This is a genomic window from Robertkochia aurantiaca, assembly GCF_020166495.1.
Lineage (GTDB): Bacteria > Bacteroidota > Bacteroidia > Flavobacteriales > Flavobacteriaceae > Robertkochia > Robertkochia aurantiaca.
In genome coordinates this window covers 122,894-147,423 of sequence record NZ_JAINZS010000005.1, presented here as the reverse complement: position 1 = coordinate 147,423, position 24,530 = coordinate 122,894, and the positions used below count along the sequence as shown (strand labels likewise).

Below are 24,530 nucleotides of genomic sequence, written 5' to 3'. Positions count from 1 at the left end.
CTATGAAGAATAAAGATCATATCACCATTGCCCACGGAAGCGGAGGGGTACTCAGCCGGGAACTGCTCGATGAATATGTGTTTGCTGCTTTTTCTAATCCTTATATCGACCAGAAGCATGATGGGGCCGTGGTTCCTGTCGACGGACAACTTGTGATCAGTACAGACAGTTTCGTGATCGACCCTATCTTTTTTAAAGGGGGAGATATCGGAGAGCTTTCGGTAAATGGCACTGTTAATGACGTAGCCATGTGCGGTGGTATTCCTGCTTACCTTTCCCTTTCGTTCATAATCGAAGAAGGTCTGGCACTGGCAGACCTGAAGAAGATCATCTGCAGCATCAGAAAAGCTGCCGAGAGGGCAGGAGTACAGATCGTTACGGGAGACACTAAGGTGGTAGAGAAGGGAAAAGGTGACAAGATCTTTATAAATACCACAGGGGTGGGTACACTGCATTTAAAAGCAGATATCAGATTGCAGCGTGTAAGGCCGGGAGACCGCATTGTGATCAATGCCCCTGTCGCCGCACACGGCATGGCCATAATGTCGCAAAGGGAAGGTCTCACCTTTGAGTCTGATATTGTAAGTGACACCCAAAATCTCAATAAAATGGTAGAAGTCATGCTTGATCGTTTCGGAGAAGAGATTCATCTGCTTCGGGATGCGACTAGGGGTGGGCTCGCAGGAGTTCTGAACGAGGTGGCCGAAGATCGCAATATAGGGATTCATATCAATGAAGAAGCCGTACCGATCGATTCGCAGGTTGCGGCTGCTTGTGAATTATTAGGAATCGATCCGCTGTATGTGGCCAATGAAGGGGTTTTTATGGCGGTGGTCTCTGAATCTGTTGCCAAGGAGGTGGTTGAATTGTTACGTAAGGAATTTCATCAGACGGAATCAGGGGTGATAGGTGAATGTACCGAATCTCATACAGGAAAAGTGGTGTTAAACAGCCACCTGGGCGGTAAACGATTTATTTATCCTCAGATAGGGGAGCAACTTCCGCGCATATGCTAATTCTGAAAAATCCAAAAACACCCAACTATTACTGCAATTAATCCAGTGAGCAGCCGCAAATGATTTAATGAGTTTGCAGAAGCCCATCTCATATTTTCATAACGTTTGCTAAAATGACCGAGGATCTGGGAGAATAAGGTCATCGCTATAATCGTTCCGATGGCGAAACCAATGATATAGGTAACAGACTGAAACCGGTTTTCAAACCCGAGAACAGGAAGAAACATGATAAAATGCGCTACTCCTGCCAGTCCGTGTAAAGACCCGATTGAAAATGAGGCCATCATTTTACCTTTTTGATCATGCCGGTGTTTAAATATATGAAAATGAGGTTGGCGGAGATGGTATTTTTCAGCCAACATCTTATACATCACCCACATCCCGACACCGATCAAAACGTATCCTACCAGTAATTCACTGTGCGTGGAGATCGAGGTAAGTGGCAGCAAATCTTTGAAGAGAGACATGAGTAATCCAATGGCAAGCATACCCGACAGGTGGCCGAGTCCCCAGGTGATCCCGATTTTCCATGCCCTGGACTTCGATTCAACGGCGAAGGGAGCTACCGCCGCCAAATGGTCAGGCCCTGAAACCACATGAGCCATGGCAGCAATGATACCGGCGATTATAGGAAATGTTTCTGTCATTTGGTCACCTTGTTAAAAGAGGGCAAATTCCCGATCACTGAAAAATTTCAGTACCGATACGTTACTGAAAATCGTTCTAATTTACCTTATTATCAGCATATTATAACTGATAATTGTCAGGAGGATAATCGGGATGATACCAGGAAAAAACGCCTTTGATTTATTGTCAAAGGCGTTTCCCCGGATTTAAAATGTAATTGCATAAAATGTTTACATAAGGTCAGATTGGATTATAATGCTGATGTAAAGATATTGCGTTTCGTCATTTAAATTGCTGATAAATATCAGTTTACAAATATTTTTTAAGGTACTGAACTGTGACTAAGAATGTCAGTATAGCCTGGAAAGATTTTAAGATTTATTTACATGGAATTCCCTTTTTAAAATCTTATATTAATGATAATCAACTAATTAAATAAGATCAAAGATGAAAAGAATATTAATGGTATTAAGCAGTCACGAAGAATTAGGTAATACCGGTAAAAAAACCGGTTTTTATCTGAGTGAGGCAACTCATGCGTATAACGTATTTACCAACAATGGTTTTCCGGTAGACATGGTGAGCACAGAAGGTGGTGCGGCACCGGTAGATGGAAAAGATCTTAACGACGAAGTTAACAGAAGGTACTGGGATGATGAAACCTTCAGGCATAAGATAGCGAATACCTTCAAGGCTGAAGATATAGATGCATCGAAGTATGACGTTATTTATTTCGCGGGTGGACATGGAACCATGTGGGACTTCCCTGATAATCCTTACCTGAATTCATTAGCCGCAAATATCTACGAAAACGGAGGAGTGGTTTCGGCTGTTTGTCATGGTCCGGCTGCTCTCGTGAATGTAACACTCACAGATGGAAGTTATCTGGTTGAAGATAAAACCGTAAGCGCCTTTACGAACGAGGAAGAAGAAGCGGCAGGATTAACCGATGTGGTTCCCTTTTTGCTGGAAGACCGTCTTAAAGACCGCGGCGCCAATATCGATAAAGCATCTACCATGCAGGAAAAAGTATCGGTAGACGGAAGGTTGGTCACCGGACAAAACCCGGCATCAGCGACCAAGGTGGCACTTAAAGTGGTTGATCTCATCATGGACTAATAGCAGAGAATGGCTGCTGTTTAGATTGCTGTAGTAAACGTGGGGCCGTGAAAGGTTAGCTGTCAATTCTTGATCAGTCTTTTAACATATTCACCGTCTTCGGTAATGAATTGTACGAAGTACAGGCCGTTCTGCAATGAGCTGATATCAATCATGTGATGATAGGCAGATAATACTCTTTCGCCGTAAGTGTTAAAAATGACTGCCTTAACGAAGGGGCGGCTGAATCTGATGGTTTGTGTAGCCGGGTTAGGATAAATACGCAGCGTTCCTTCATCTGAATCGATGTCCCTGATGTTGAGTGTAAAACCTGCAAAAGCATTATTTCCGCTCTTATCGGTTACCTGAAACCGTATCTCATGATCCCCCTCCTCAAGCTTCGATCCGGGAGCCGGAATTTGAATAAGAACCGGAGCAGGATCACAATTATCTGCATAATCGATCATTGATGTCAGATCGGGAAGCACATAATGCTCTTTTTCTAAAAGTATGATCTCCTTTCTCATGGTGCTTTCAGAATCGACCTCCACCCTTGGATCCTGGGTTTCGAACACCCGGAAAGTCATTTCGCATTCGTATGCTCGGCCAAATGAATCTTCGATATGAATAGTGACCTGGTTTTCTCCTATCTGATCGCATGAGAATTCAATATTTTCAGGCGTTATCGAAGTAGCAATGCTGAGGTCGGTATCCCTGCCGATAACCTCCCCAACATTCACTAATACTTTTTGATTGTCAGACAGATCAACGGTGTAAGGAGTACAGGAGAGTTTGATGCTTTCAGGAATGACTTCAACCAGTCGTATTTCAGGTTCAGCCTCATTGCCATAATCATCTACCGCAGTATAGATGATTTCGTAAACTCCGGTTTGCTCTGTTTGCAAACCGGAGGTATTTATATTTACCTCCGATCCATCGTCTGTTATTGCTCCGGGATCGTTAAAAGAAGTGCCTTCCTCCATTATGAAGGGATTATCACCCAGCAGGGTGATGACAGGAGGAGTCGTATCAACAATTATTACGGTTCTCGTTACCGGTTCAGCCTGATTTCCGTAGCTATCTGAAGCGTTGTAAATGACCTGGTAAGTTCCGGGCAAATCGCCCAGCTCTGAGATGTCTGCAGTCACCGGCGATCCATCATCGGTTTCGGCCCCGGGGTCGGTAAATTCGCTTCCTGCTTCCAGAGTCATCGGATTATCACCAATAAGTTTGATGACAGGAGGAATGGTATCATGATATTCATAAAAACCGATATCCTGGGTTCCATCAAAAATATAGTCCTGTTTGAAAAAATCCTGTCCCCCTGTATCTGTATCCAGATTGATACCTGCATTGAAGGCCGGAGAAGTTGCTGTAAACTGATAACCCGTTAGGTTCCCGAATTGAGCGGCACCTCCTGCTATGGGTTCTTCCCCTGGATTTTTGAGCAGGGGATCAGCCTGTATTCCCAGTTGTTGTTGTGCATTGATTTCATTTCCGCTTTCTCTGAAACTGTTCAGGTCATTATAGATCCTGCCGTTGTAATCAATACGGAATTCTTGTGTGGAATAATAGAGGTTGGCAAAAAATCCGGCCTTGTAGTTTTCAGGCACTGAAACCATTAGGGCATCATTGGCGGCAAACAGCAAATTATTGTTGAAGATAATATTCTCACCTACGGGAAGCCAGTCCAGCATCTTGACCACTGCCTGTTCGTTGTTGGTCTTATTTTTTTCGAGGTAAACGGTGTTGTTATAGATGAAGGCATCAATCACCGGGTAATCAGGGTTGCCGTTAAAAAGATATATCCCCCCGCCGTTGGTTTGTGCGTCATTTACGCTCAGATTGTAGCGTACCGTAATATTTTTCATGGGCCGGGAATCGACGAACTGACCTACCAGGAATCCGGCTCCGTCGTTATTATGTGAGTAGTTGTATTGCATGATACCGTTTACCACCCCACCGTCGAGATCGAACCCCGCTCCGTCACAACCGGAGCCGGAACTTATATTATATATCTCATTGTATTGTATGAGCACGTCTTTGGCGTCGAAATACCAGGCACCCACCGGCCCGCCGCACTGGGTGTTACCCATTCCGCAATCGTGTACCACGCAATTTTCGATCACCGAATTTTCGACATCAGACAATACGATCCCGTTGCCCGAATGAATTTCTTTATCGTAACCGGGAATGTTATATACCAGGCTGTTGCGCACAAAAATGTTTTGATGGGCATAGCCTGTCTTATTCTGGTCATAGCTTCCAATAGCGCCGATACCGGCATCCAGACAATTATAGACACGTGCATTCTCAATGTAGACATCTTTAAATCCTGAAGTGTCACTCAGGGCATAAATCACGATTCCTGCCACACCGAATCCTGTGATCTCTATATCAGAAAGTTTGAAGCTGCTCAATTTGAAGTTGCCGGTATTCTCGTTTAATAGGACCACACCTGACCCTGTGTTCTGATTCATTCCGGCACCTTTGATTTTCAGGCCGGAAAGTTCGAATCCCTGGGTGTTTTGGAAGATGATACCATTGGTATCGGCCGCGTCGATAACCGCAGCCTCATTCCCGTATGAGCCTATTACTACCGGTTGATCAGGATCGTTACCGTCATTGTTATCGAAAACCAGATTTCCGGGAAAAAGCGTACCCCCTTCAAGCAAAAGCGTGTCGCCCGGGAGCAGATTCATTTCACCTACACGTGCCAACGAACGCCAGGCAGTCTCCTTGCTGAGTCCGTCATTGGTGTCATCACCAGCCTGATTCAGGTAATATGTCTGGGCGTAGCCGGATAAAGCAGAGAAGAGGAATAGAAGAAGGGGAAGAATTTTGAGAGGAGATAACCCGGTAATCCTCAAAATAACTGCAAGATCTGTTTTAAAACAGTGATATCGTCTTTTCTGAGAAGTAGCCATTAGCCTGATTTAACCATAGCTAAAGTTCTGATAATGTTGATGCTATGACAGCAAAAAATACGAAATGAACTACTAAAGAATAGATAAGGAGGATAAAAGGGTGGTTTTAATGGATAAACAGCAACGACGGGGAATTATTATGCTCTGTATTATATAAGTAATTTATAATCAGTTGTTTCTGTAATTTACCAATAGTACGGTTAGTTTACGAATATGTTTTTCTATACAGATATAAAGGTAGGCGGCGTGGAGACTTTCCACCTGAAAATTACCGGCATAGTGGAGTTGCCTGTAACGTTCCAGCATGGAAGATATCTTTTCTGAAAGCATATGAATCTGTTCTTCACTTGAAACATCCTTCATGCTCCCGGAACGGGAGGAGGCTCGGGGAACTGAGGAGATGTTTCTTCTTCTGCCCGGACCGTAACCTAAAGAATTGGTTTTTCTTTTTCCTGCGCCCTGTTTTTTCATAAACTAAAGGAAATCACTTAAATATAGCATTAATAATCATGATATCAGTAAAAAATTGAGGATGAGGTATTAAATAAAAATCACTTTGCCGGTGTCAGGCTTAAAAGGGTAATACTGACAGATATCATATGAATCGTACTTCAAATGGTGGTACTTTGAAAAAGCAAAACCCTAAACAGCAGAATTATGATTCCATCAGACATCGAAATAGCACAGAAGGCGTCCATCAGGCCTGTCATGAAAATAGCCGAATCTCTTGGGTTAAAAGAAGATGACCTGGAGCAATATGGAAGGTATAAAGCCAAGCTTCCTCTTGAGCTGATCGATGACAAAAAGGTCGGTAATAGCAACCTGATATTGGTAACAGCGATCACCCCGACCCCTGCGGGGGAAGGTAAAACGACCACTTCCATCGGGTTGGCCGACGGTCTTCAGAAATTGGGTAAGAAAACTTCAGTGGTATTGAGAGAACCATCACTCGGACCCGTATTCGGTATTAAGGGAGGAGCAGCCGGGGGAGGGTATGCGCAGGTGATCCCTATGGAAGATATCAATCTTCATTTTACAGGAGATTTTGCGGCTATTGAGAAGGCCAATAACCTCCTGGCAGCTCTTATCGATAACAATATTCAGAGCAAGACCCGAAGTTTGGGAATAGACCCGCGTACGGTTCTTTGGAAAAGAGCCATAGATATGAACGACCGGGCACTTAGAAAAATGGTCACAGCCCTGGGAGGTAAATCGGGAGGGATCCCTATGGAAACCGGGTTCAATATTACGGCAGCCTCTGAGATCATGGCCATCTTATGTATCAGTAAAGACCTTGAAGACCTTAAGGAACGATTTGGAAGGATCTATATCGGAGATACCTTTGATGGTAAGGCAGTCTATGCCAAAGACCTCAAGGCAGAAGGGGCGATGGCTGCCTTGATGAAAGATGCCATAAAACCCAACCTGGTGCAGACGCTTGAAGGAACACCGGCCCTTGTTCATGGCGGGCCCTTTGCCAATATTGCCCAGGGAACCAACAGTGTGATCGCCACGAAAATGGGCATGTCCCTATCTGACTATGTGGTCACTGAAGCCGGTTTCGGTGCTGACCTGGGAGCAGAAAAGTTTTTCAATATAAAATGCCGTAATGCCGGGATATCACCCAAAGCAGTGGTGCTGGTCGCCACTATCAGGGCTCTGAAATACCATGGAGGAAAAGACCTGAAATCATTGAGCGAGGAGGATACAGAGGCCGTGGTTCGCGGAAAGGAAAATTTACGGAAGCATGTGGAAACCCTCGCCAGTTTTGGTTTACCTGCCATAGTTTGTATTAACCGTTTTACCTCTGATACTGATGCCGAAATAGAGATCCTGAAAAAGGCATGTCATGATTGCGATGTTCCTTTTGTGGTTTCAGAAGGTTTTGCCAAAGGAAGTGAAGGTACAACTGATCTTGCAATGGAAGTTATAAAGGCAGCAGACCGGTTCAAAGAGCCGTTCAGACCTACCTATGAGCTAAACGACCCGGTAAGAACCAAGATCGAGAAAGTATGCCAGACGGTCTATGGGGCTAAATTCGTATTGCTGTCGAATAAAGCAAAAAGGCAATTACACCGGTTTGAAGAACTTGGATATGGGAACTTACCCATCTGTATCGCTAAAACACAAAAGTCGCTTTCTGATGATGAAAAGCTGTTGAACCGCCCCAGGAATTTCGATATCAATATCCGGGAGTTTGAAATCGCAGCAGGAGCGGGTTTTCTTATTCCAATAGCCGGGAATATTCTGAGAATGCCCGGTTTACCGGGAACCCCGGCAGCTGAAAACATGGATATAAACTCAGATGGAGTGATAACCGGTCTTTCGTAACAGAACATAAAAAACCCGGGAAGTCCCCGGGTTTTTTTATGTTCGTCTATAAGATCATTTACCATCTTCTCCGGCATTCTTGGGAGCCTGGGAGGAACTTATAACATCCCTGTATATCAACCAGGTATCTCCACTTCTTTTCCACAGGGTCGAATAGGTGCCATGATCTACGACTGTACCACCGGGAATCATGATCTTGTAATTTCCAATTTCAGTGGCAAAATCACCGCTGACCACGATCTCATCGGTCTCGGCCTCGATCTGTATGCCTTGTTCCATCATGGGGGTATGTGCCATTTCTATGGCCTCTTTCCCCTGCAGTCCCGGTTTTCCGGGGAATTTTAATAAAGCATCATCGGTCCAGACAGTGACCAGGGTGGCCATGTCTTTCTCTTTCAATGCGTCGGTAAGCTTGTTGAGTTGTTCAAGGATCTCATTTTTATCATCTTCCACTGTCTGAGCAAAGCTTATACTCAGGGTCATGATTAATACGACGGAAGTGATCCATGTTTTCGTAATATTCATATTATCATTGGTTTATGGTTATTTCCTTAAACTATGAATTAATAATTTGTTTGAAGAATTTGTACTGTAAAAAGGGGGAATTTCCGGGTGAGAACTGCACTCTTCCCCAATGCCAGCCATCTTGATTAAAAGATAGGGTTAAATCACCATTTAAAGGGTTTCCAACCGAAACCGACCTCGATCCAGTCTGCGCCTGCTCCGTTCCTGGTCTTGAGTCCGAACTGAGCAAAAAGACTCTTGCTGATCTCATATTGCAAGGCAGGACGAATAAATAGCGTTCCTTTCTCACGATTGTCGGTAAGATAGGTGCCCACCTGTACCCTGATATCGAATTTCCAGAACATAAAGTCATAACCACCATGAACGCCTATCAGATAATGATCTGCACTGTCTGGAAAGCTTTCAACGAGAGAGGCATCGTAAAAGAGGTCCACACCCAGTGTCAGACCATGCATACGGTTGAAGTATCTGCGATAATCGATCACCCCTGAAAAAGTACCATAACGCAGATCTGTGCCCTGGTCGATATAATTCTGTACAGTACCTGCTGCCGCATAGATATCTACGGAATGATCAAAATCGTAAGGGAGAGAGGCCGGTCTTTCAGGTCTTTGAAAACGAGATGGTACCACATTGGTCGTATAGGGATCCCGGTCCAGATCACGCTGTTCCTGGTTAAAATGATATCGCATACCCAGGTTCAGACCAAAGAGATTCAAACCGTAGTTTGGCGTATAGGTTCTCCCGTTGCTGTAATGGGTGAAATCGATACCGTACAACAGGTCGATTTCTCTGTTTAACTTATAAGCGGCACCGAAACTCACATTGAAGTATACAGCCATACGGGCTCCTATTGCATCGTTCAGCGGGTTCGATTGTTCATCAAAAGGTTCCAGATTATAGGTTAGACCGAGAGCCGGACTGATCTCAAGTACGTTCCTTCTGTAGGGTTTGCTTAAGAAAAAATTGGCGAAGGCATATAACGCATGTGGATTTCCAAAGACCTGCGGATCTCCGATAGTGGAGGTGTAATAACCAAAACCATAGGATGCATAGCCTGTATCGCGTGTCCATTGGTTGTCTTTATGTGGGTGCCATGCAAATCGAATGTCCAGGGCGCCATAACCATAGTTGATCTTTTCCAGCAGGTCCTGTCCCGTATACAAATGAGCTCCTGAAAGCCCCTTTATGGAAATGCTTTTATACCTACCGGTTTCAGATTCAGATTGGGCATAGATATCTGATAATTGGAAACCTGCTAAGAGGAAGATCAAAAAAAGCACTGAGCTTCTGAAATGGAATTCGATTATAGCTTTAGGAGTCATAAGAAGTTTACTGACCAACTAACCTATGAAATTAATTGAATAAAGAGATGATAACCTTTTTGTTTTGGTTTAATGTGATTGTTTTCCGGTTAAATTGTCATAGACCGGGCAATATTTTAATGATCAGGAATGAAGCTGCTATAACAAGTGCAAAATTGTAATGCCCCAATAAAATAAGTAAAGTTCTGAAGTCTTGAGAAAAAAGCGATCATAATAGTTTTATCTTGCAGAGCAGTGCTCCTAATGTCTTTTATAAACGGAGCACCCTTAAAGCCTTTATTCATTTAAGATTACCATTTAAAGGGTTTCCACCCTATCCCGAATTCCACCCAGTCTGCAGGAAATCCTTTCCTCGTTTTTAAACCCACCTGAGCAAAAAGACTCTTGCTGATCGCATATTGTAGTGCAGGACGGAAAAAAATGGAACCTTTACCCCGGTCATCGGTCAGGTATGTACCGGCCTGTATCCTGATATCAAAGTTCCAGAACATAAAATCATAGCCTCCGTGTACTGCGATCAGGTTATGATCTGAGCTATCAGGATAGTTCTCGACAAGAGAGCCATCATGAAAAAAGTCTACGCCAAGTGAAAGACCATGCATTCTGTTAAAATACCTTCGGTAATCGATCACTCCTGAAAATGTTCCGTATCGGTTTTCAGTTCCTCTGTCTGCATCGTTCTGTACAGTTCCTATGGCCGCATAAATATCTACAGAATGTTTAAAGTCGGAGGGCAGGGCTTTGGGTTTTTCAGGCCTTAAAAACCGCGAACGTACCACCTTGGTTGTATATGGATCGTTATCGAGAGCTTTTTGATCCTGATTAAAATGATAGCGCATACCCAGATTGAGACCAAACAGGTTTAGTCCATAATTCGGGGTATAAGACCTACCGTTACTGTAATGGGTAAAATCAATACCATATAGAAGATCGACCTCCCTGTTTAGGGTGTAAGCGCCCCCGAAATTAACATTGAAATATACCGCCATTCGAGCCCCAATAGCATCGTTCAGCGGATTGGTCTCTTCATTAAAGGGCTCGAGGTTATAGGTCAGGCCGAGCGCGGGGCTGAGCTCCAATACATTTCTTCTGTCTGGTTTACTTAAAAAGAAATTAGCGAAACCATACAGGGCATGGGGATTTCCAAACACCTGCGGATCCCCGATATTGGCCGTATAATAACCGATACCATAGGAGGCATAGCCGGTATCTTCGCTCCAGCGGTTCAATTTACTGGGATGCCATGCAAATCTCACGTCTAAAGCCCCATAGCCGTAACTCACCTTATCAACCAGCCCCTGACCGGAATAAATATGAGCCCCCGATAGTGCACGAATAGAGATGCTTTTATATCGCCCGTTCGTATCATCAGACTGAGCTTGCAGGGTTGAAGGGCGAATGAGAAAGATGATGGAAAGCAATAATAGAAGTTTGCAGAGAGAACGGATCGAATTGTAGATCATCAGGCACATAGTAATTAAGCTTAGAATATTACTAACCTATAATTTTTTTATTTATAATAGTAAGTAAGAATGGCTTATACTTTAAAATACGTTTTTTACAGGTTAAATGCCTGCTTGCTTAATATAATTGGAATGCTGTATTACGGTTTATCTTTGAAAATTGAAAACCTCTGTAAATCAAACAAAATAGCCAGGGAAATGGCGGAAGACATAAAACGACCGGTTATATATGTTCTGAATATAGTCTGCCCTGTTTGATATAAACCTAATCAAGCCCCTGCCATGCTCATATTTCAAGTCTTCCTGCAAGAAAATACGATATTTCGCCATCCCTCTTTGCATAGGGAAACCAAGGTGGTAGCCCTTTTCCCTGAAATACGGTTGCAGTCTTCGGAATCCTGATGCGTCGAAAGGTTCGTTATCTTTATTTTCTTGCCTACCTAGGCTTTAGGGATGAGTTGTTCTTTAAATCAGCAGGCATCTGGTTTTTAGGGCTTATTTAAAAAAATACGAAGACCTGGAAAGTAAAATGATTACTTCCCGGGCCTTCGCCTGTAAATTGAATATTTCCAGAGTAGCCGTACCCTCAGGTCAGCTGATCATATCCAGAGCTTTATCGTAATGATCTAGTGCCTTTTGATAATGCTTTTCAGCACGGTCATCATTGTCATCGTCAAAAGAATCAATACTTTTTTGAAGTTCATCGTTACCTTTTCCAACTTCCTTTGAAGCATTGTTGTAGACATCTTCAGTGCCCTGTACCAAATGATCTGCTACCTTTTTAAGCAGTTCCAGCCCTCTTTCCAAATGCTTTTCAGCCGAACCATCTTTGTCTTTCCAAAAGGCTTTGTCTGCTTTTTGAAATTGTCGGAAAGCCTTGGCCATATCGACATTTGCCTCGAAAAATTGAACTCTTTCTCCCATTTTTTACCTTATTTATATGTTAAACTCTATTAATTCAGAATGTATGTTGATTTAAAACCTGCGAGCACGGATTCAGTTTTTAAACTATGCAAATGATGATACCAGGCCATACCTGCATCAAGGTTTTTCAGGTTTTAAAATCATCTTTAGTTGTGGTGAACCAGAGTCGAACGAAAAAGTCAGGATTTAATATCGTACATAACGATTATAATGGACTCTCTTAGTTTTTGGGATTTACAGATATTAAAATTATCGGTGATTATTTATGGTTTAAAATTACGCTCTTGACAGATAGGTCATTGTTAAATACGGCATAAATGCTTTTAAATCAGACGTATATCACTTTTAAAGCATAAATGCTTTTAAATCAGACGTATATCACTTTTAAAGGGTGTGTAGAGAGATAGCTTTTAATTTTAAGTTACAGTGTAAGAACAAATTGAAATTATCAGCCTTGGAGCTGTTAAGACAATACATTTCAGAAGGGAAGAAAACCATTATTTTTCTATCTTTAATAAATCTTTAAGAGAAAATTCTTAAAATAAAATGCTATGAATCAAAGACCTATACTAGATTGGCTTTTCTGTCTTTTTACTTTCTTCCTGATTTCCATGGCGTCCGCACAAAATGAAGACAGGATTATTGAAGATAGTCTGATCGATCTGGGGCAACGGAAAGATTTTACGTGGGATATGTCTTTTGAACTAAAGACCATGAATGTCTTCAGAGGGCTGATACCCTCAAACGCTCCAGCCTTTTCCACTCAGGCGGGAGCTCGGTATAAGAATTTTATCGGTGGCTTCTACGGAGGGGCATCTTTCAACGGTGTATACACCGAAACCGATCTGATACTCATTTATTACCGGCCAAAATACAATGTACGCCTTGATTGGTATTACAATTTCACCGAAGGGATCACCAATATCCCCTCACCAAGTGGATTTTTTGATTTCACCCCTGAGAAAACCAGGGGACTCCTTGATTTTATGATCACGTATCAAATCAACAAGAACCTGAGTATACATTCTTCCACTTTATTGTACGGCAGAGATCGCGGTGTACTTCCTGAAGATCTTATAAACGATGTGCCTCTGCGCCGCGGGTCCCAGCGATACTCCCAGTATTTGAAATTAACCTATTCATGGTACATGGAGAAATCAAAATTCTCGGCCCATCTGGGTGGATCCTTCAGCTGGGATGATCTGGACGGAGCCACCTTTTACGGTGACCGGCCTGGTTTTAATGATATCGGAGTTTCATTCAGCAGCATACTTATAGATACCCCGCATGTGACCATCCCGGTAAAGGTGGCTACCTACGTCAATACCCTTTCAAATAATGTATATCTGGTGGGGGTTCTGCAGCTAAAAGGAATCTCCCGGTTGATCGATTGAGCAATTCAATTCTCCACTAATACAATGGGATCAGGTTTTTGGAATTCTGCTTCCGAGGTCTACTCAGTGACCCGATCTTCCGATTACGATATTTCCCGTTAATTTTTAAACCGGCCTTCCATTTTTAAATCTCTGAATTCCAGGATGCAAAATGGTATTTTAACGAAAGTGAAGGTTGTTCAGGCAATTATTTTCAAAATATAGAAGAGTTTCAAATACATTTACGCAAACGTTTTCGTAAAACCTAAGCCGATCAATTTATGACCAATAAACAACCAAAGCCGTATGTTATTTTCCTGGATAAATTATCGATCGATGACTTGCCTAAAGTCGGGGGTAAAAATGCCTCTCTGGGTGAAATGATCAGAAACCTGGAAAGGCAGGGTATTCAGGTACCTAACGGGTTTGCCGTAACTGTTGAAGCCTTCGATACTTTTTTAGAAGAGAACCAGTTAAAGGATAGGATACAGGCGATACTGACCGACCTGGATGCAGAAGACATTATTAGCCTAAGAAAGGCAGGATCACAGATTCGCAAACTCATTTCTAACGGAAAGTTCCCCGTATCGGTAGAGAAGGAAATTCTGAACTCATATTATGAACTTTCTGAGGCCTACGAGCAGGAAGCCACAGATATAGCGGTACGATCTTCGGCAACGGCCGAAGATCTGCCTGGTGCTTCCTTTGCCGGGCAGCAATCGACCTATCTCAATATCAGAGGGGGAGAGATGTTGCTTACGGCCATTCGAAGCTGTTTCGCTTCCCTGTATACCGACAGGGCTATTTCTTATCGTGCCTCAAGGGGATTTGACCATTTTTCGGTAAAACTTTCGGTTTGCGTTCAAAAGATGGTCCGTTCCGATCTTGCAACTTCCGGTGTTGCTTTTTCCCTTGATACCGAAAGTGGGTTTAAAGATGTGGTTCTGATTAACGCTGCCTATGGGTTGGGAGAATTGATTGTAGGGGGAGAGATTTTGCCTGATGAGTTCCTGGTTTTCAAACCCGGAATGAAAAAGGGCTATCCCTCGATTATTGAGAAAAAGATGGGGGAGAAGAGCCACAAGATGATCTACAGTCATAAACCATTTGAATCGGTAAAAAAAGTTCCTGTGGAAATGGCTCAAAGACAATCCTTCAGCCTGAATGATCAACAGATCATGAAGCTTGCACAATGGGTGCAAAAGATCGAAGATTACTATTCCGAAATCAGGGGGCAGTGGTGCCCTATGGATGTTGAGTGGGCCATAGACGGACTAAGCGGAGAATTATTTATCGTTCAGGCCAGGCCGGAGACCATTCATTCTCAGAATCGCGATAACACGATTAAAGACTTTATGATCATTGAAGACGACCTGGAGGAAAAGCTGATACTGGAAGGAATAGCCGTCGGGGAAAAGGTTGGAACCGGAAAGGCCCGATGTATTGTAAGTCTTGATGGAAGGGACGGAAGCGCAGATGAGACAGAATTTAAAGCCGGAGAGATTTTGGTAACCGAAATGACAGATCCAGACTGGGAGCCGCTTATGAAGAAAGCCTCCGCAATCATTACCGAAAAGGGAGGGAGAACCTGCCATGCAGCTATCGTGGCCCGTGAGATCGGAGTGCCGGCTATCGTAGGGGCATCGGGAGCCGGTCAGATCATCGAAAATGACCAGGAACTCACCGTCTCCTGTGCGCAGGGAAGCACCGGAAGGGTATACAGAGGAAGCATACAGTTCGAATTGAAGGAAACTCCCTATTCAGATTTTCCCGAGACTCAAACGCCTATCATGATGAACATCGGGGCGCCTGAACTGGCTTTTCAATACTGTAAGATACCCAATGCCGGCGTGGGTCTGGCCAGGGAAGAGTTTATCATCAACAACCACATTAAGGTACACCCCCTAGCTCTTTTAAATCACCATGAACTTAATGATACAGAGCTATCTGAGAAAATAGCAGAAATTATAAGAGGTTACCCCTCTGAGGCAAGTTTCTTTATCGATAAACTCGCCCAGGGCGTTGCTCGTATAGCCGCCGCCTTTTATCCGAAAAGGGTCATTACCCGTTTATCAGATTTCAAATCAAATGAATACCACAACCTTTTGGGAGGGAATTATTTTGAACCACATGAAGAAAATCCGATGATGGGATGGAGGGGTGCCTCTCGCTATTATGCGCCTGATTTCAGAAAAGCTTTCGAGTTGGAATGCAAGGCTTTAAAAAAGGTTAGAGATGAATTCGGACTTGACAATCTGACCGTGATGATTCCGTTTTGCAGAACTCCAGGAGAATTGAAAAAAGTATTGGCTATTATGGAAGAGAACGGCCTGAAGCGCGGAGAACGAAACCTTGAGATCTATCTTATGGCCGAGATCCCTTCCAATATTATTCTTGCAGAAGAGTTCATGCCGATGATCGACGGATTTTCAATTGGATCTAACGACCTGACTCAATTGGTACTTGGCCTTGACCGCGACTCCAGCCTGGTGGCACATCTGTATGACGAAAGAAATGAAGCCGTGAAGGCCATGATCAGAACGCTGTTGAAAAAAGTAAGAGTCCATAAAACAAAGGTGGGTATCTGTGGTCAGGCACCATCTGACTTTCCTGAATTTTCAAAGTTTTTGGTGGAAGAGGGAATAGACACCATATCGGTAACCCCTGATTCCATGTTGAAAACGTTGAAAATCATCGCGCAAGCTGAAGCTCAAACCAGGGTACAGGTTTGATTATTAAATCGTTACCCGGTCTCGGAAAGCTTCAAAAGGGGATGTCAATGCATCCCCTTAAACATAATGGCTGGTTTAAAACATACATACCGATTGGTTGTGTCAAGGCACTTGGTAAAGTTTATTCAAAACCTATTTCTTTAAGGCCGTCATGACTTATTTCTATTGCTCTTAAAGGCTTAAGATCACCAAAGGTCATGTCCTGTTCCACAAAGTAGTATTTCATGCCTGAACGTTCCTTTGCCTCAAGGATCTTGTTAAAATCGATGGTCCCTTCACCAACGGGGGCAAAGCGACCTTGCTCATCCATATCCTTCACATGCCAGGCCTTAAATCTGCCCGGGTATTTTTCAAAATAATCGAGGGGATCGGCACCGGCCTTGGTTACCCAGTACAAATCCATCTGAAAGTTAACCAGTTCAGGATCAGTATGCTCCAGCAGGAAGTCGATAGGAACTACCCCTTCGTGGTTTTCTAAAAATTCAAAATCGTGATTGTGATACAATAACTCAAGACCAGCATCGTGGCATTTTTTACCAAGAATCGTGAGGATCTCTGCCAGATCTTCTACAGATCCCTTCATGCCCATCTTACGGGCTTGAGGGTCGAAGGTGAACATTCCCATAGGCGGTACGGGAATAACGAAATATTTGAAACCGGCCTCTTTTACATGTGCGATCATTTCATCGGCATTATCAAGAGTAACGGTTCCCTGATGTGTACTTACAGGGCTCAGGTTGTTTTCCTGTAGCAGGTTTCTGAAAGCCTGGGGAGACATGCCATAAAATTTTCCTTTTTCATACCCCGCCGCTTCAATATAGGCGTAACCGGCTTCATGTACCTTTTTAAGAGTTGCTTCGGTGTTTTGCTTCATATTATTACGAAGGGTGTAAAGCGCCAGGCCTCCAAAAGTCTCTTGGGCTTTTATATTCATTAATAATCCTGTTATAAACAGCAAACTGAGTAAAACGGATTTGAAATTTAAACGGCATCGAATCATATATGGAAATGTTAGGTGATACTGATTATTAAGAGGGATGAAAATAATCAAAAGTTTTAATTCCGCCCAACCGTATTTCTTTTGACTTATTATACACAATCGAAAAGCTTGATCTTGTTGAAACTTGTGATTTTAGAATATGTTCAGAACCTCCATTTTTTTTTCTGTTAAGGGGAAGGGTATATCTCCGGCTGTTTCCATTTTAACTCCTGAATTACTGAGTATGTCGATAATTGGGCGTTAACTATTGCATTTGATTCTATATTTGATTCATGCCCTGGTTGAACCTGGGTATTTACTTATAATAAAATGATTAGGAGGTTTACATGGTGGCCGGAGCTCAATTGCAAAAAGTTTCTGTTCAAAGAAATTCGACTGAGCAGGTATTTTCTCCCGGTTTTTTCAGTTTTATGTGTCATCGTATTTCTTATTCCTTCAAAAGTATGGGCACAACAATTCGTAGGAGACAATCAATGGGTGGCTCCAAAGGGTGTTTTTACGATAGTAGGGACCGCCGGGCAGCGATATTCACAATTTTACCTGGTAGGGGCCTTAATTCAGGAATGGGAGTTCAATGCACAATTCACGCATTATTACGATGACCCCAGGCAGCAATCCTCCTCTTACACAGCTACCTGGTTTTATCTGAAACGCAGATTTTGGCAAAATTCGAGGGAAACTGCCGGTTATGCTGTCATGGGAGGTACTGGCTTAAATCCACAGCATTTGGACAAGGGGGTGGTCACCCAAAGTTTTGATTCATGGTTTATCAATGGAGTAGCTACGTATTCTTTTTTTAAAGATCAGCTCTTATGGGACTTTCTTCCGGGCGCACAGGTAAACCTGAACTATGATGATTCAGATAAAACGGCCTGGGGGTTCACTTACAGTTCCAGGGCGGCATTGTACAATATCATACCTCAGTCAGCTATTGTTGCTGAAGTATTCGGTACCTCCGGAGCAGCATTTTCACCCGTGAGTTACAGAGCGGGAATTCGGTATGAAAGTCCTAAGTGGATTTTCACCCTGACCTATTCCAGTGCTTTTGACAATTCGGTAAAAGCAGGTCTGGAATTCGGCTTTATGTATTTCACTCCGGCTCTGTTCGGTAAAAATTCAAAATAGCATAGGTTTTTAAAGTGCTTCAAATCAACCCTTAAAGAAATCTGTTATTTTGTTTAATATCGGGTACCTTTCATCTATTTTTTCATACACTTCATAGTTATGTAGTTGAGAGACAAAAGGTAAACCTGTTTTAATGATTACATTTATTATAAAAATTGTGTTAAAACTCATCAATGATAAAATAGACGAGTCCTTTAGTTTCTTCGATGCTCAGCAGGAATGTGGGATAGTGTGATTATCTCTTACCAGAGTTTCTATCGCAAATTTATCAGGACATAGTTACCTGAAAGTAATTTGATAAATACAAATCTTGACAATTGAATAGCTTTCCCTTATATCCTCGCTGCTTTCTAGGTTTAAAATATCGTACGGATAGAGTCGTAATCCATAATTGCGCTATGGCTATGTTTTTATGACGTTTAAAAATAAAATTATAATGAAAATTCTCAGAATTTATGTTGTACTGTTTATGACCTCGGTCACACTAACTGCTTTTGGTCAGGAAAAGCAGTCCTCTGTTTTAATAAAGAATGCTAATGTTTTTGATGGGGTAAATGAGAAATTACAGCAAGGAGTATATGTGCTCATTGAAGGAAATTTGGTCAAGGAGATCGGAAAGGATTTATCAGCGGGGAATGATGCTGTGGTGATTGATGCCGGGGGTAAGGCGCTGATTCCCGGTTTGATCGATGCCCACTGGCATACTACCTATGCCTATATTCCGGCAGCTGTTTTACTGGCAAACCAGGGTGATATGCCAGAGGTCGCGATTCGCAGTATGACCGGTGCAAAGGAGACTTTATTACGTGGATTCACCACCGTGCGTGATCCTGGCGGAAACCCCTTTGCTATCAAGAAACTGATCGATGCAGGAGAATATCCGGGTCACCGTATTTTGCCTTCCGGCCCGTTTATGAGTCCGACCACCGGCCATGCCGACCATTACGGGATCCTGGAAACCCCAAGGGATAAACGCACCATGAACTATTGGGAAAGGAATATGATGTCTATGACCTCTGATGGGGTAGACGAAGTTCGATTACGAACACGGGATATTCTTAAATATGGAGCGACCCAAATCAAGATTACTACCGGTGGTGGTGTTTCTTCAGAATTTGATTCCCTGGATGTAAGCGAATATTCGGTTGATGAGATCAAGGCCGTTGTAGAAGAAGCTAACAATTACAACACCTATGTGTTGTCGCATGTAATGACCGACAAAGGTGTTCGCACCTCAGTAGAAGCAGGGGTGATGTGTATTGAACACGGCTTTTTTGCTTCTGATGAAACCTTGGAACTTATGAAATAAAAGGGGGTCTGGCTTAGCCCGCAACCCATGAAAGAGGAAGATATGAACTGGTCGAATCCGGTGAGCGCTGCTAAATACAAGCAGGTGGTCGATGCCGTAGACCAGTTATATCCAAAGGCCAAGAAGATAGGAGTGAATCTTGCCTTTGGAACCGACCAGCTAATGGATGCCTCAAAAGCGAAACAGCAAAGTGAATATCTGGTTCGCCTCGGAGAATGGTTTTCACCTTATGAGGTACTGAAGATAGCGACTTCTGAAAATGCCCGTTTACTGGAAATGAGTGGTCCTCGTCACCCCTACCAGGATGGCCCTCTTGGGGTGGTGAAAGAAGGAGCTTATGCAGATCTGGTCATTGTGGACGGTAATCCATTGGAAGATTTGGACCTGGTGGCCGATCCGGAAAAGAATTTTGTGGTAATAATGAAAGATGGAAAAATTTATAAAAATACCTTGGAATAATATAAACTTAAAAATCAATTAGAAATGAAAGTAATCAAAGTGTTAATGGTTCTTGCGCTGCTCCTGCTTGTTCAAACCGGGTTTAGCCAGGAAGAGCAATCCTCTGTTTTAATAAAGAATGCCAATGTTTTTGATGGCGTGAATGAAAAACTGCAGCAAGGTGTAGATGTGCTTATTGAAGGAAATCTGGTCAAGGAGATCGGAAAGAATTTGTCAGCGGGGAATGATGTTATGGTGATTGATGCCGGGGGAAAAACCCTTATTCCTGGACTTATCGATATGCATTGGCACATGGCCCTGGCAGAACTACCGATGACTTTTGTACTCTCGGGAGATGCCTTTGAAGTTGGTATCAGAAGTACACTGGCCTCACCAAAAACCCTCATGAGAGGTTTTACTTCCGTTCGGGATATGGGAGGTAACGTATTTAGTCTGAAAAGACTTATTGATGAGGGTTTGGTGGTTGGTCCCCGTATATTGCCCTCCGGGCCCATGATCAGTCAGACAGGGGGGCATTTTGACTACCGCCTTATCAATCAAATACCTGATAGAGAAGGCAATATGAATTATTGGGGGGAAGTTGGCATGACTGCTATAGCCGATGGGGTTTCAGAAGTTCGAAAGCGAACCCGCGAAGCGTTTATGCTGGGCGCTACCCAGATCAAAATTGCCGGTGGTGGTGGGGTTGCTTCCAGCTATGACCCGATCGATGTACGCCAGTATTCTTTGGAGGAAATGCAGGCTATTGTAGACGTTGCCAACAGTTACAACAGCTATGTAGCGGCGCATATCTTTACGGATGATGCCATACAAACTGCTGTAAAGGCTGGCGTTAAGAGTATAGAACACGGGATGCTTATGGGCCGGGAAACCCTGCAGATGATGAAAGATAACGATGTGTGGTTAAGTACCCAGCCCGTATTGAACGATGAGGATGCGGATGAATTCCCCAACCCGGAGTCCAACAGGAAATTTGCCGAGGTCACAAAAGGAACCGATAATGTTTACACCCTGGCTAAAGAAGTTGGAGTAAAGATGGCCTTTGGAACAGATTTGTTTATGGGGGCTGAAAATGCGGCTAAGCAAGGGAAACTACTCGCCAAGCTAACACGGTGGTTCACCCCCTATGAGGCCTTAAGGATGGCTACCTCAGAAAATGCTAAACTGTTGGAGTTGTCTGGCCCACGCCATCCCTATCAGGAAGGCGCCCTGGGTGTGGTCATGGAGGGTGCTTATGCCGATATGATCCTGGTAGACGGGAATCCACTGGAAAATCTGGACCTGGTGGCTGATCCGGAAAAGAACTTTGTGGTGATCATGAAAGATGGAAAAATTTATAAGAATACCCTTAAATAATGTTTTATTATAAAAATCAAGTACAAATGAAAGCAATTAAAGTTATAGCAGTTCTGGCACTTTTTGTGTTTGCCCAAACCGGGTTCAGCCAGGAAGAAAAGTCATCAACCCTGATCAGGAACGTCAATGTTTTTGATGGGGTGAATGAGAAATTACAGCAAGGAGTAGATGTACTCATCGAAGGCAATTTGGTCAAGGAAATCGGAAAGAATCTGTCAGCCGGGAGTGATGCCGTTGTAATTGACGGGGGTGGAAAGACCGTTATTCCTGGACTGATCGATGCCCATTGGCACACGACTTACGCCTATACTCCGGCACCGGTTCTTTTTCTGAATCAGGGCGATATGGCCGAGGTAGCCATACGCAGTATGACCGGGGCCGAACAAACCTTATTGCGCGGATTTACTACCGTTCGAGATCCAGGGGGAAATCCATTTGCTATCAAAAAACTAATTGATGCCGGAGAATACCCAGGGCATCGTATACTTCCCTCCGGCCCATTTATGAGTCCAACCGCGGGGCATGCCGATTATTACGGAAGAAGCGAGGTGCCCAGGGATAAATCCTATACGAATTATTGGGAGCGAAATATGATGGCCATGACCTCAGACGGTGTAGACGAAGTGAGGTTGAGAACCCGAGACATTTTAAAAATGGGAGCTACCCAGATTAAAATTACCACAGGAGGTGGCGTGGCATCTGAATTTGATCCTCTGGACGTTAGTGAATATTCAGTAGACGAAATTAAAGCGGCCGTAGAAGAAGCCGAAAATTATAACACTTATGTAACCTCACATGTTTATACAGACCGTGGCGTACGTACCTCTATTGAAGCCGGTGTGAAATGCATCGAACATGGTTTTTTTGTGACTGAGGAAACCCTGGAATTAATGAAAGAAAAAGGCGCCTGGCTTTCTCTTCAGCCCGTTTTTGTAGAAGACATGACATGGGATAACCCTGTAAGTCAGGCCAAATTCGAAGGAATTGTAGAGGCAATTGATAAAGTGTTTCCCCTGGCAAAAAAAGTAGGAGTAAATCTTGCCGTTGGTAAAGACCACCTATTTGGACCCACCACTGCGATACAGCAAAATGAATATGTTGCAAGGTTAGGAAAATGGTTCACGCCCTATGAAGCGCTTAAAATTTATACTTCTGAAAATGCCCGCTTATTGGAAATGAGTGGTCCTCGTCACCCCTACCAGGATGGCCCTCTTGGGGTGGTGAAAGAAGGAGCTTATGCAGATCTGGTTATTGTGGACGGTAATCCATTGGAAGATCTGGACCTGGTGGCCGATCCGGAAAAGAATTTTGTGGTGATCATGAAGGATGGTAAAATTTATAAAAATACCCTGACCAAAACTGAATAAAATGAAAGCAATAAGGGAAATTATAGCACTTCTTGGGGTATGCACCGTGGCTGTGTTCCTGAGTTGCAATCAAAAACAGGATTCCCAGGCCCGGGAAGAGCAAACTACCGATTCGGTTAACCTGGACGACTTTACCTCTAAACAGATGACCGGGGTGGAGCAGGTCTCTATTGATGTGGATTTAGATGGTGCTGTAGACCGTTTATCCAAAGGCGTTCAGTTTAAAACGATTTCGAACCAGGATCGAAATGACTTTGATACCAAGGCTTTTGAAGATTATCATAGTTTTCTGGAAAAAGCCTATCCTAATGTACATAAAACCCTTAAAAAAGAGCTTATAGGAGATCCTCGTCCGTACAGCCTACTATACACCTGGGAAGGAAAAGATTCAAGTCTTGAACCGGCCCTTTTTTACGCCCACCAGGATGTGGTTCCGGTACCGGAAGATTCCAGGGACCAGTGGAAGCAAGATCCTTTTTCGGGAGCAGTGGTTGATGGTTATATATGGGGTCGTGGGGTATTGGATGATAAGAACCAGATCCATGCAATTTTGGAAGCTGCTGAAATGAAAATAAAGCAAGGGTGGCAGCCATCACGTACCATTTATTTTGTGTTCGGTCAAGACGAAGAGGTGGGAGGCGCTGAGGGAGCCAAAAAGGTTGCCGATGTTTTGGAAGAACGCGGTATCGAAAGATTTGCTTTCGTTATGGATGAATCGGCACCTTTGACACCGGGCATTTTTCCGGGGATTGAAGAAAATACAGCTCTCATAGGAATAGCACAAAAAGGATTTATCAGTTTGGAACTTGTTATAAACGGCGTAGGTGGCCATTCATCTATGCCTCCCGAAGAATCAAACATAGGTATTTTGGCGCAAGCCATCACAAAACTGGAAGCTGCACAATTTCCTTATAAAATTCATCCGGCTGTCCGCTCGCAATATCGTTATATGGGCCCTGAATTGGATCAGGAAAACCAACCTCTGTATGCCGCAGTAGCTTTCGGTAAAGACGGGGAAATGAGTTCATTGGAAAAAGAGTTTATCGAACTCATGTCAACCAATGAAACTACCAGGGCCATGCTTCATACCACCATGGCAGTGACGATGTTCAATGCAGGTATCAAAGATAATGTTTTGCCACCTACAGCTACCGCCGTAGTCAATTTCAGACCGATGCCGGGTGATACCCCCGAAGTGATCATCGATCACGTTAATAAAGCTATCGATGATGATCGAATCAAGGTGCGGGATATTTCTGCTTCAACTCCGGCAACGAATATAGCGGATCCTGACGGAGATGGTTACAAAATGCTCGAGAAAACCATTCGTCAGATCTGGGGTAATGACCTGATCGTGTCGCCATTTTTTGTGGTAGGAGGATCAGACTCCAAACATTTTCAAGCAAGGAATTTTGCACCTGACGTATATACCATTACCGCAATTCAATTGGAGAATACAGAAGAGTTTAAGGGATTTCACGGGGTCAACGAGCGCATTTTGGTTGATGAGTACGGGAAATCGATAAGTTTCTTTTATCAGGTATTTGATAATCTTGAAGAGCTGGAATAAGTA

19 protein-coding genes are annotated in these 24,530 nt (G+C 43.4%); 11 read left to right on the top strand and 8 right to left on the bottom strand.

Annotated features, from left to right (window positions below; all coding sequences use genetic code 11):
- Positions 1 to 2 precede the first annotated feature (2 nt).
- The gene (gene hypE, locus K7R10_RS09360) at positions 3 to 1,016 is read left to right on the top strand and encodes a hydrogenase expression/formation protein HypE (protein ID WP_224484443.1); all 1,014 of its coding nucleotides are present in this window, start codon (positions 3 to 5) and stop codon (positions 1,014 to 1,016) included.
- Here hypE and K7R10_RS09355 read toward each other — a convergent pair.
- Positions 1,013 to 1,663, bottom strand: coding sequence for an urease accessory protein UreH domain-containing protein (locus K7R10_RS09355; protein WP_224484442.1), 651 nt, complete (start codon positions 1,661 to 1,663; stop codon positions 1,013 to 1,015). The genes hypE and K7R10_RS09355 overlap by 4 nt on opposite strands.
- Positions 1,664 to 2,090: 427 nt before the next feature.
- Here K7R10_RS09355 and K7R10_RS09350 point away from each other — a divergent pair, with 427 nt between their 5' ends.
- The gene (locus tag K7R10_RS09350) at positions 2,091 to 2,762 is read left to right on the top strand and encodes a type 1 glutamine amidotransferase domain-containing protein (RefSeq protein ID WP_224484441.1); all 672 of its coding nucleotides are present in this window, start codon (positions 2,091 to 2,093) and stop codon (positions 2,760 to 2,762) included.
- A gap of 62 nt (positions 2,763 to 2,824) precedes the next feature.
- Here the strand turns inward: K7R10_RS09350 and K7R10_RS09345 are convergent, their stop codons facing one another.
- Both K7R10_RS09345 and K7R10_RS09340 read right to left on the bottom strand, forming a co-directional pair.
- On the bottom strand, positions 2,825 to 5,668 hold the full coding sequence (locus K7R10_RS09345) for an immunoglobulin-like domain-containing protein (RefSeq protein WP_224484440.1): 2,844 nt from the start codon (positions 5,666 to 5,668) through the stop codon (positions 2,825 to 2,827).
- Between the two features lie 168 nt (positions 5,669 to 5,836).
- On the bottom strand, positions 5,837 to 6,139 hold the full coding sequence (locus tag K7R10_RS09340) for a hypothetical protein (protein ID WP_224484439.1): 303 nt from the start codon (positions 6,137 to 6,139) through the stop codon (positions 5,837 to 5,839).
- Between the two features lie 186 nt (positions 6,140 to 6,325).
- Here K7R10_RS09340 and K7R10_RS09335 point away from each other — a divergent pair, with 186 nt between their 5' ends.
- Entirely contained in the window at positions 6,326 to 7,999 is a 1,674-nt protein-coding gene (locus K7R10_RS09335) for a formate--tetrahydrofolate ligase (protein WP_224484438.1), read from the top strand.
- 54 nt (positions 8,000 to 8,053) lie between these two features.
- Here the strand turns inward: K7R10_RS09335 and K7R10_RS09330 are convergent, their stop codons facing one another.
- The 4 genes from K7R10_RS09330 to K7R10_RS09315 all read right to left on the bottom strand — a co-directional run bounded on the left by K7R10_RS09330 (position 8,054) and on the right by K7R10_RS09315 (position 12,236).
- Positions 8,054 to 8,524 (bottom strand): YybH family protein, encoded by a 471-nt coding sequence (locus K7R10_RS09330; protein WP_224484437.1) that lies wholly within the window; start codon positions 8,522 to 8,524, stop codon positions 8,054 to 8,056.
- Positions 8,525 to 8,667: 143 nt separating this feature from the next.
- On the bottom strand, positions 8,668 to 9,849 hold the full coding sequence (locus K7R10_RS09325) for an acyloxyacyl hydrolase (protein WP_224484436.1): 1,182 nt from the start codon (positions 9,847 to 9,849) through the stop codon (positions 8,668 to 8,670).
- Between the two features lie 290 nt (positions 9,850 to 10,139).
- Positions 10,140 to 11,312 carry an acyloxyacyl hydrolase gene (locus K7R10_RS09320; protein WP_224484435.1) on the bottom strand — a complete coding sequence of 391 codons (1,173 nt, stop codon included), beginning with the start codon at positions 11,310 to 11,312 and terminating at the stop codon, positions 10,140 to 10,142.
- Between the two features lie 591 nt (positions 11,313 to 11,903).
- Positions 11,904 to 12,236: a hypothetical protein gene (locus K7R10_RS09315; RefSeq protein ID WP_224484434.1), complete on the bottom strand. Its 333-nt coding sequence runs from the start codon at positions 12,234 to 12,236 to the stop codon at positions 11,904 to 11,906.
- 551 nt (positions 12,237 to 12,787) lie between these two features.
- On the opposite strand from K7R10_RS09315, the gene K7R10_RS09310 reads away from it, so the two are divergent.
- Both K7R10_RS09310 and ppsA read left to right on the top strand, forming a co-directional pair.
- Positions 12,788 to 13,630, top strand: coding sequence for a hypothetical protein (locus K7R10_RS09310; protein ID WP_224484433.1), 843 nt, complete (start codon positions 12,788 to 12,790; stop codon positions 13,628 to 13,630).
- Positions 13,631 to 13,890: 260 nt separating this feature from the next.
- A complete protein-coding gene (ppsA, locus tag K7R10_RS09305) occupies positions 13,891 to 16,341 on the top strand; it encodes a phosphoenolpyruvate synthase (RefSeq protein WP_224484432.1) in 2,451 nt (816 codons plus the stop codon).
- A gap of 121 nt (positions 16,342 to 16,462) precedes the next feature.
- Here the strand turns inward: ppsA and K7R10_RS09300 are convergent, their stop codons facing one another.
- Positions 16,463 to 17,275 carry a sugar phosphate isomerase/epimerase family protein gene (locus K7R10_RS09300; protein ID WP_224484431.1) on the bottom strand — a complete coding sequence of 271 codons (813 nt, stop codon included), beginning with the start codon at positions 17,273 to 17,275 and terminating at the stop codon, positions 16,463 to 16,465.
- A 375-nt stretch (positions 17,276 to 17,650) separates the two neighbouring features.
- Between K7R10_RS09300 and K7R10_RS09295 the strand changes: the two genes are divergently transcribed.
- The 6 genes from K7R10_RS09295 (at position 17,651) to K7R10_RS09270 (ending at position 24,527) form a co-directional block, all read left to right on the top strand.
- Entirely contained in the window at positions 17,651 to 18,466 is an 816-nt protein-coding gene (locus K7R10_RS09295; protein ID WP_224484430.1) for a hypothetical protein, read from the top strand.
- A 436-nt stretch (positions 18,467 to 18,902) separates the two neighbouring features.
- Positions 18,903 to 19,775 (top strand): amidohydrolase family protein, encoded by an 873-nt coding sequence (locus tag K7R10_RS09290; RefSeq protein WP_224484429.1) that lies wholly within the window; start codon positions 18,903 to 18,905, stop codon positions 19,773 to 19,775.
- 27 nt (positions 19,776 to 19,802) lie between these two features.
- Positions 19,803 to 20,234, top strand: coding sequence for an amidohydrolase family protein (locus K7R10_RS09285; protein WP_224484428.1), 432 nt, complete (start codon positions 19,803 to 19,805; stop codon positions 20,232 to 20,234).
- A 24-nt stretch (positions 20,235 to 20,258) separates the two neighbouring features.
- On the top strand, positions 20,259 to 21,590 hold the full coding sequence (locus K7R10_RS09280; protein WP_224484427.1) for a metal-dependent hydrolase family protein: 1,332 nt from the start codon (positions 20,259 to 20,261) through the stop codon (positions 21,588 to 21,590).
- A 26-nt stretch (positions 21,591 to 21,616) separates the two neighbouring features.
- Positions 21,617 to 22,957, top strand: a complete 1,341-nt coding sequence (locus tag K7R10_RS09275; RefSeq protein WP_224484426.1) for a metal-dependent hydrolase family protein — start codon at positions 21,617 to 21,619, stop codon at positions 22,955 to 22,957.
- 1 nt (position 22,958) lies between these two features.
- Positions 22,959 to 24,527, top strand: a complete 1,569-nt coding sequence (locus K7R10_RS09270; protein WP_224484425.1) for a M20 family peptidase — start codon at positions 22,959 to 22,961, stop codon at positions 24,525 to 24,527.
- Positions 24,528 to 24,530 lie beyond the last annotated feature (3 nt).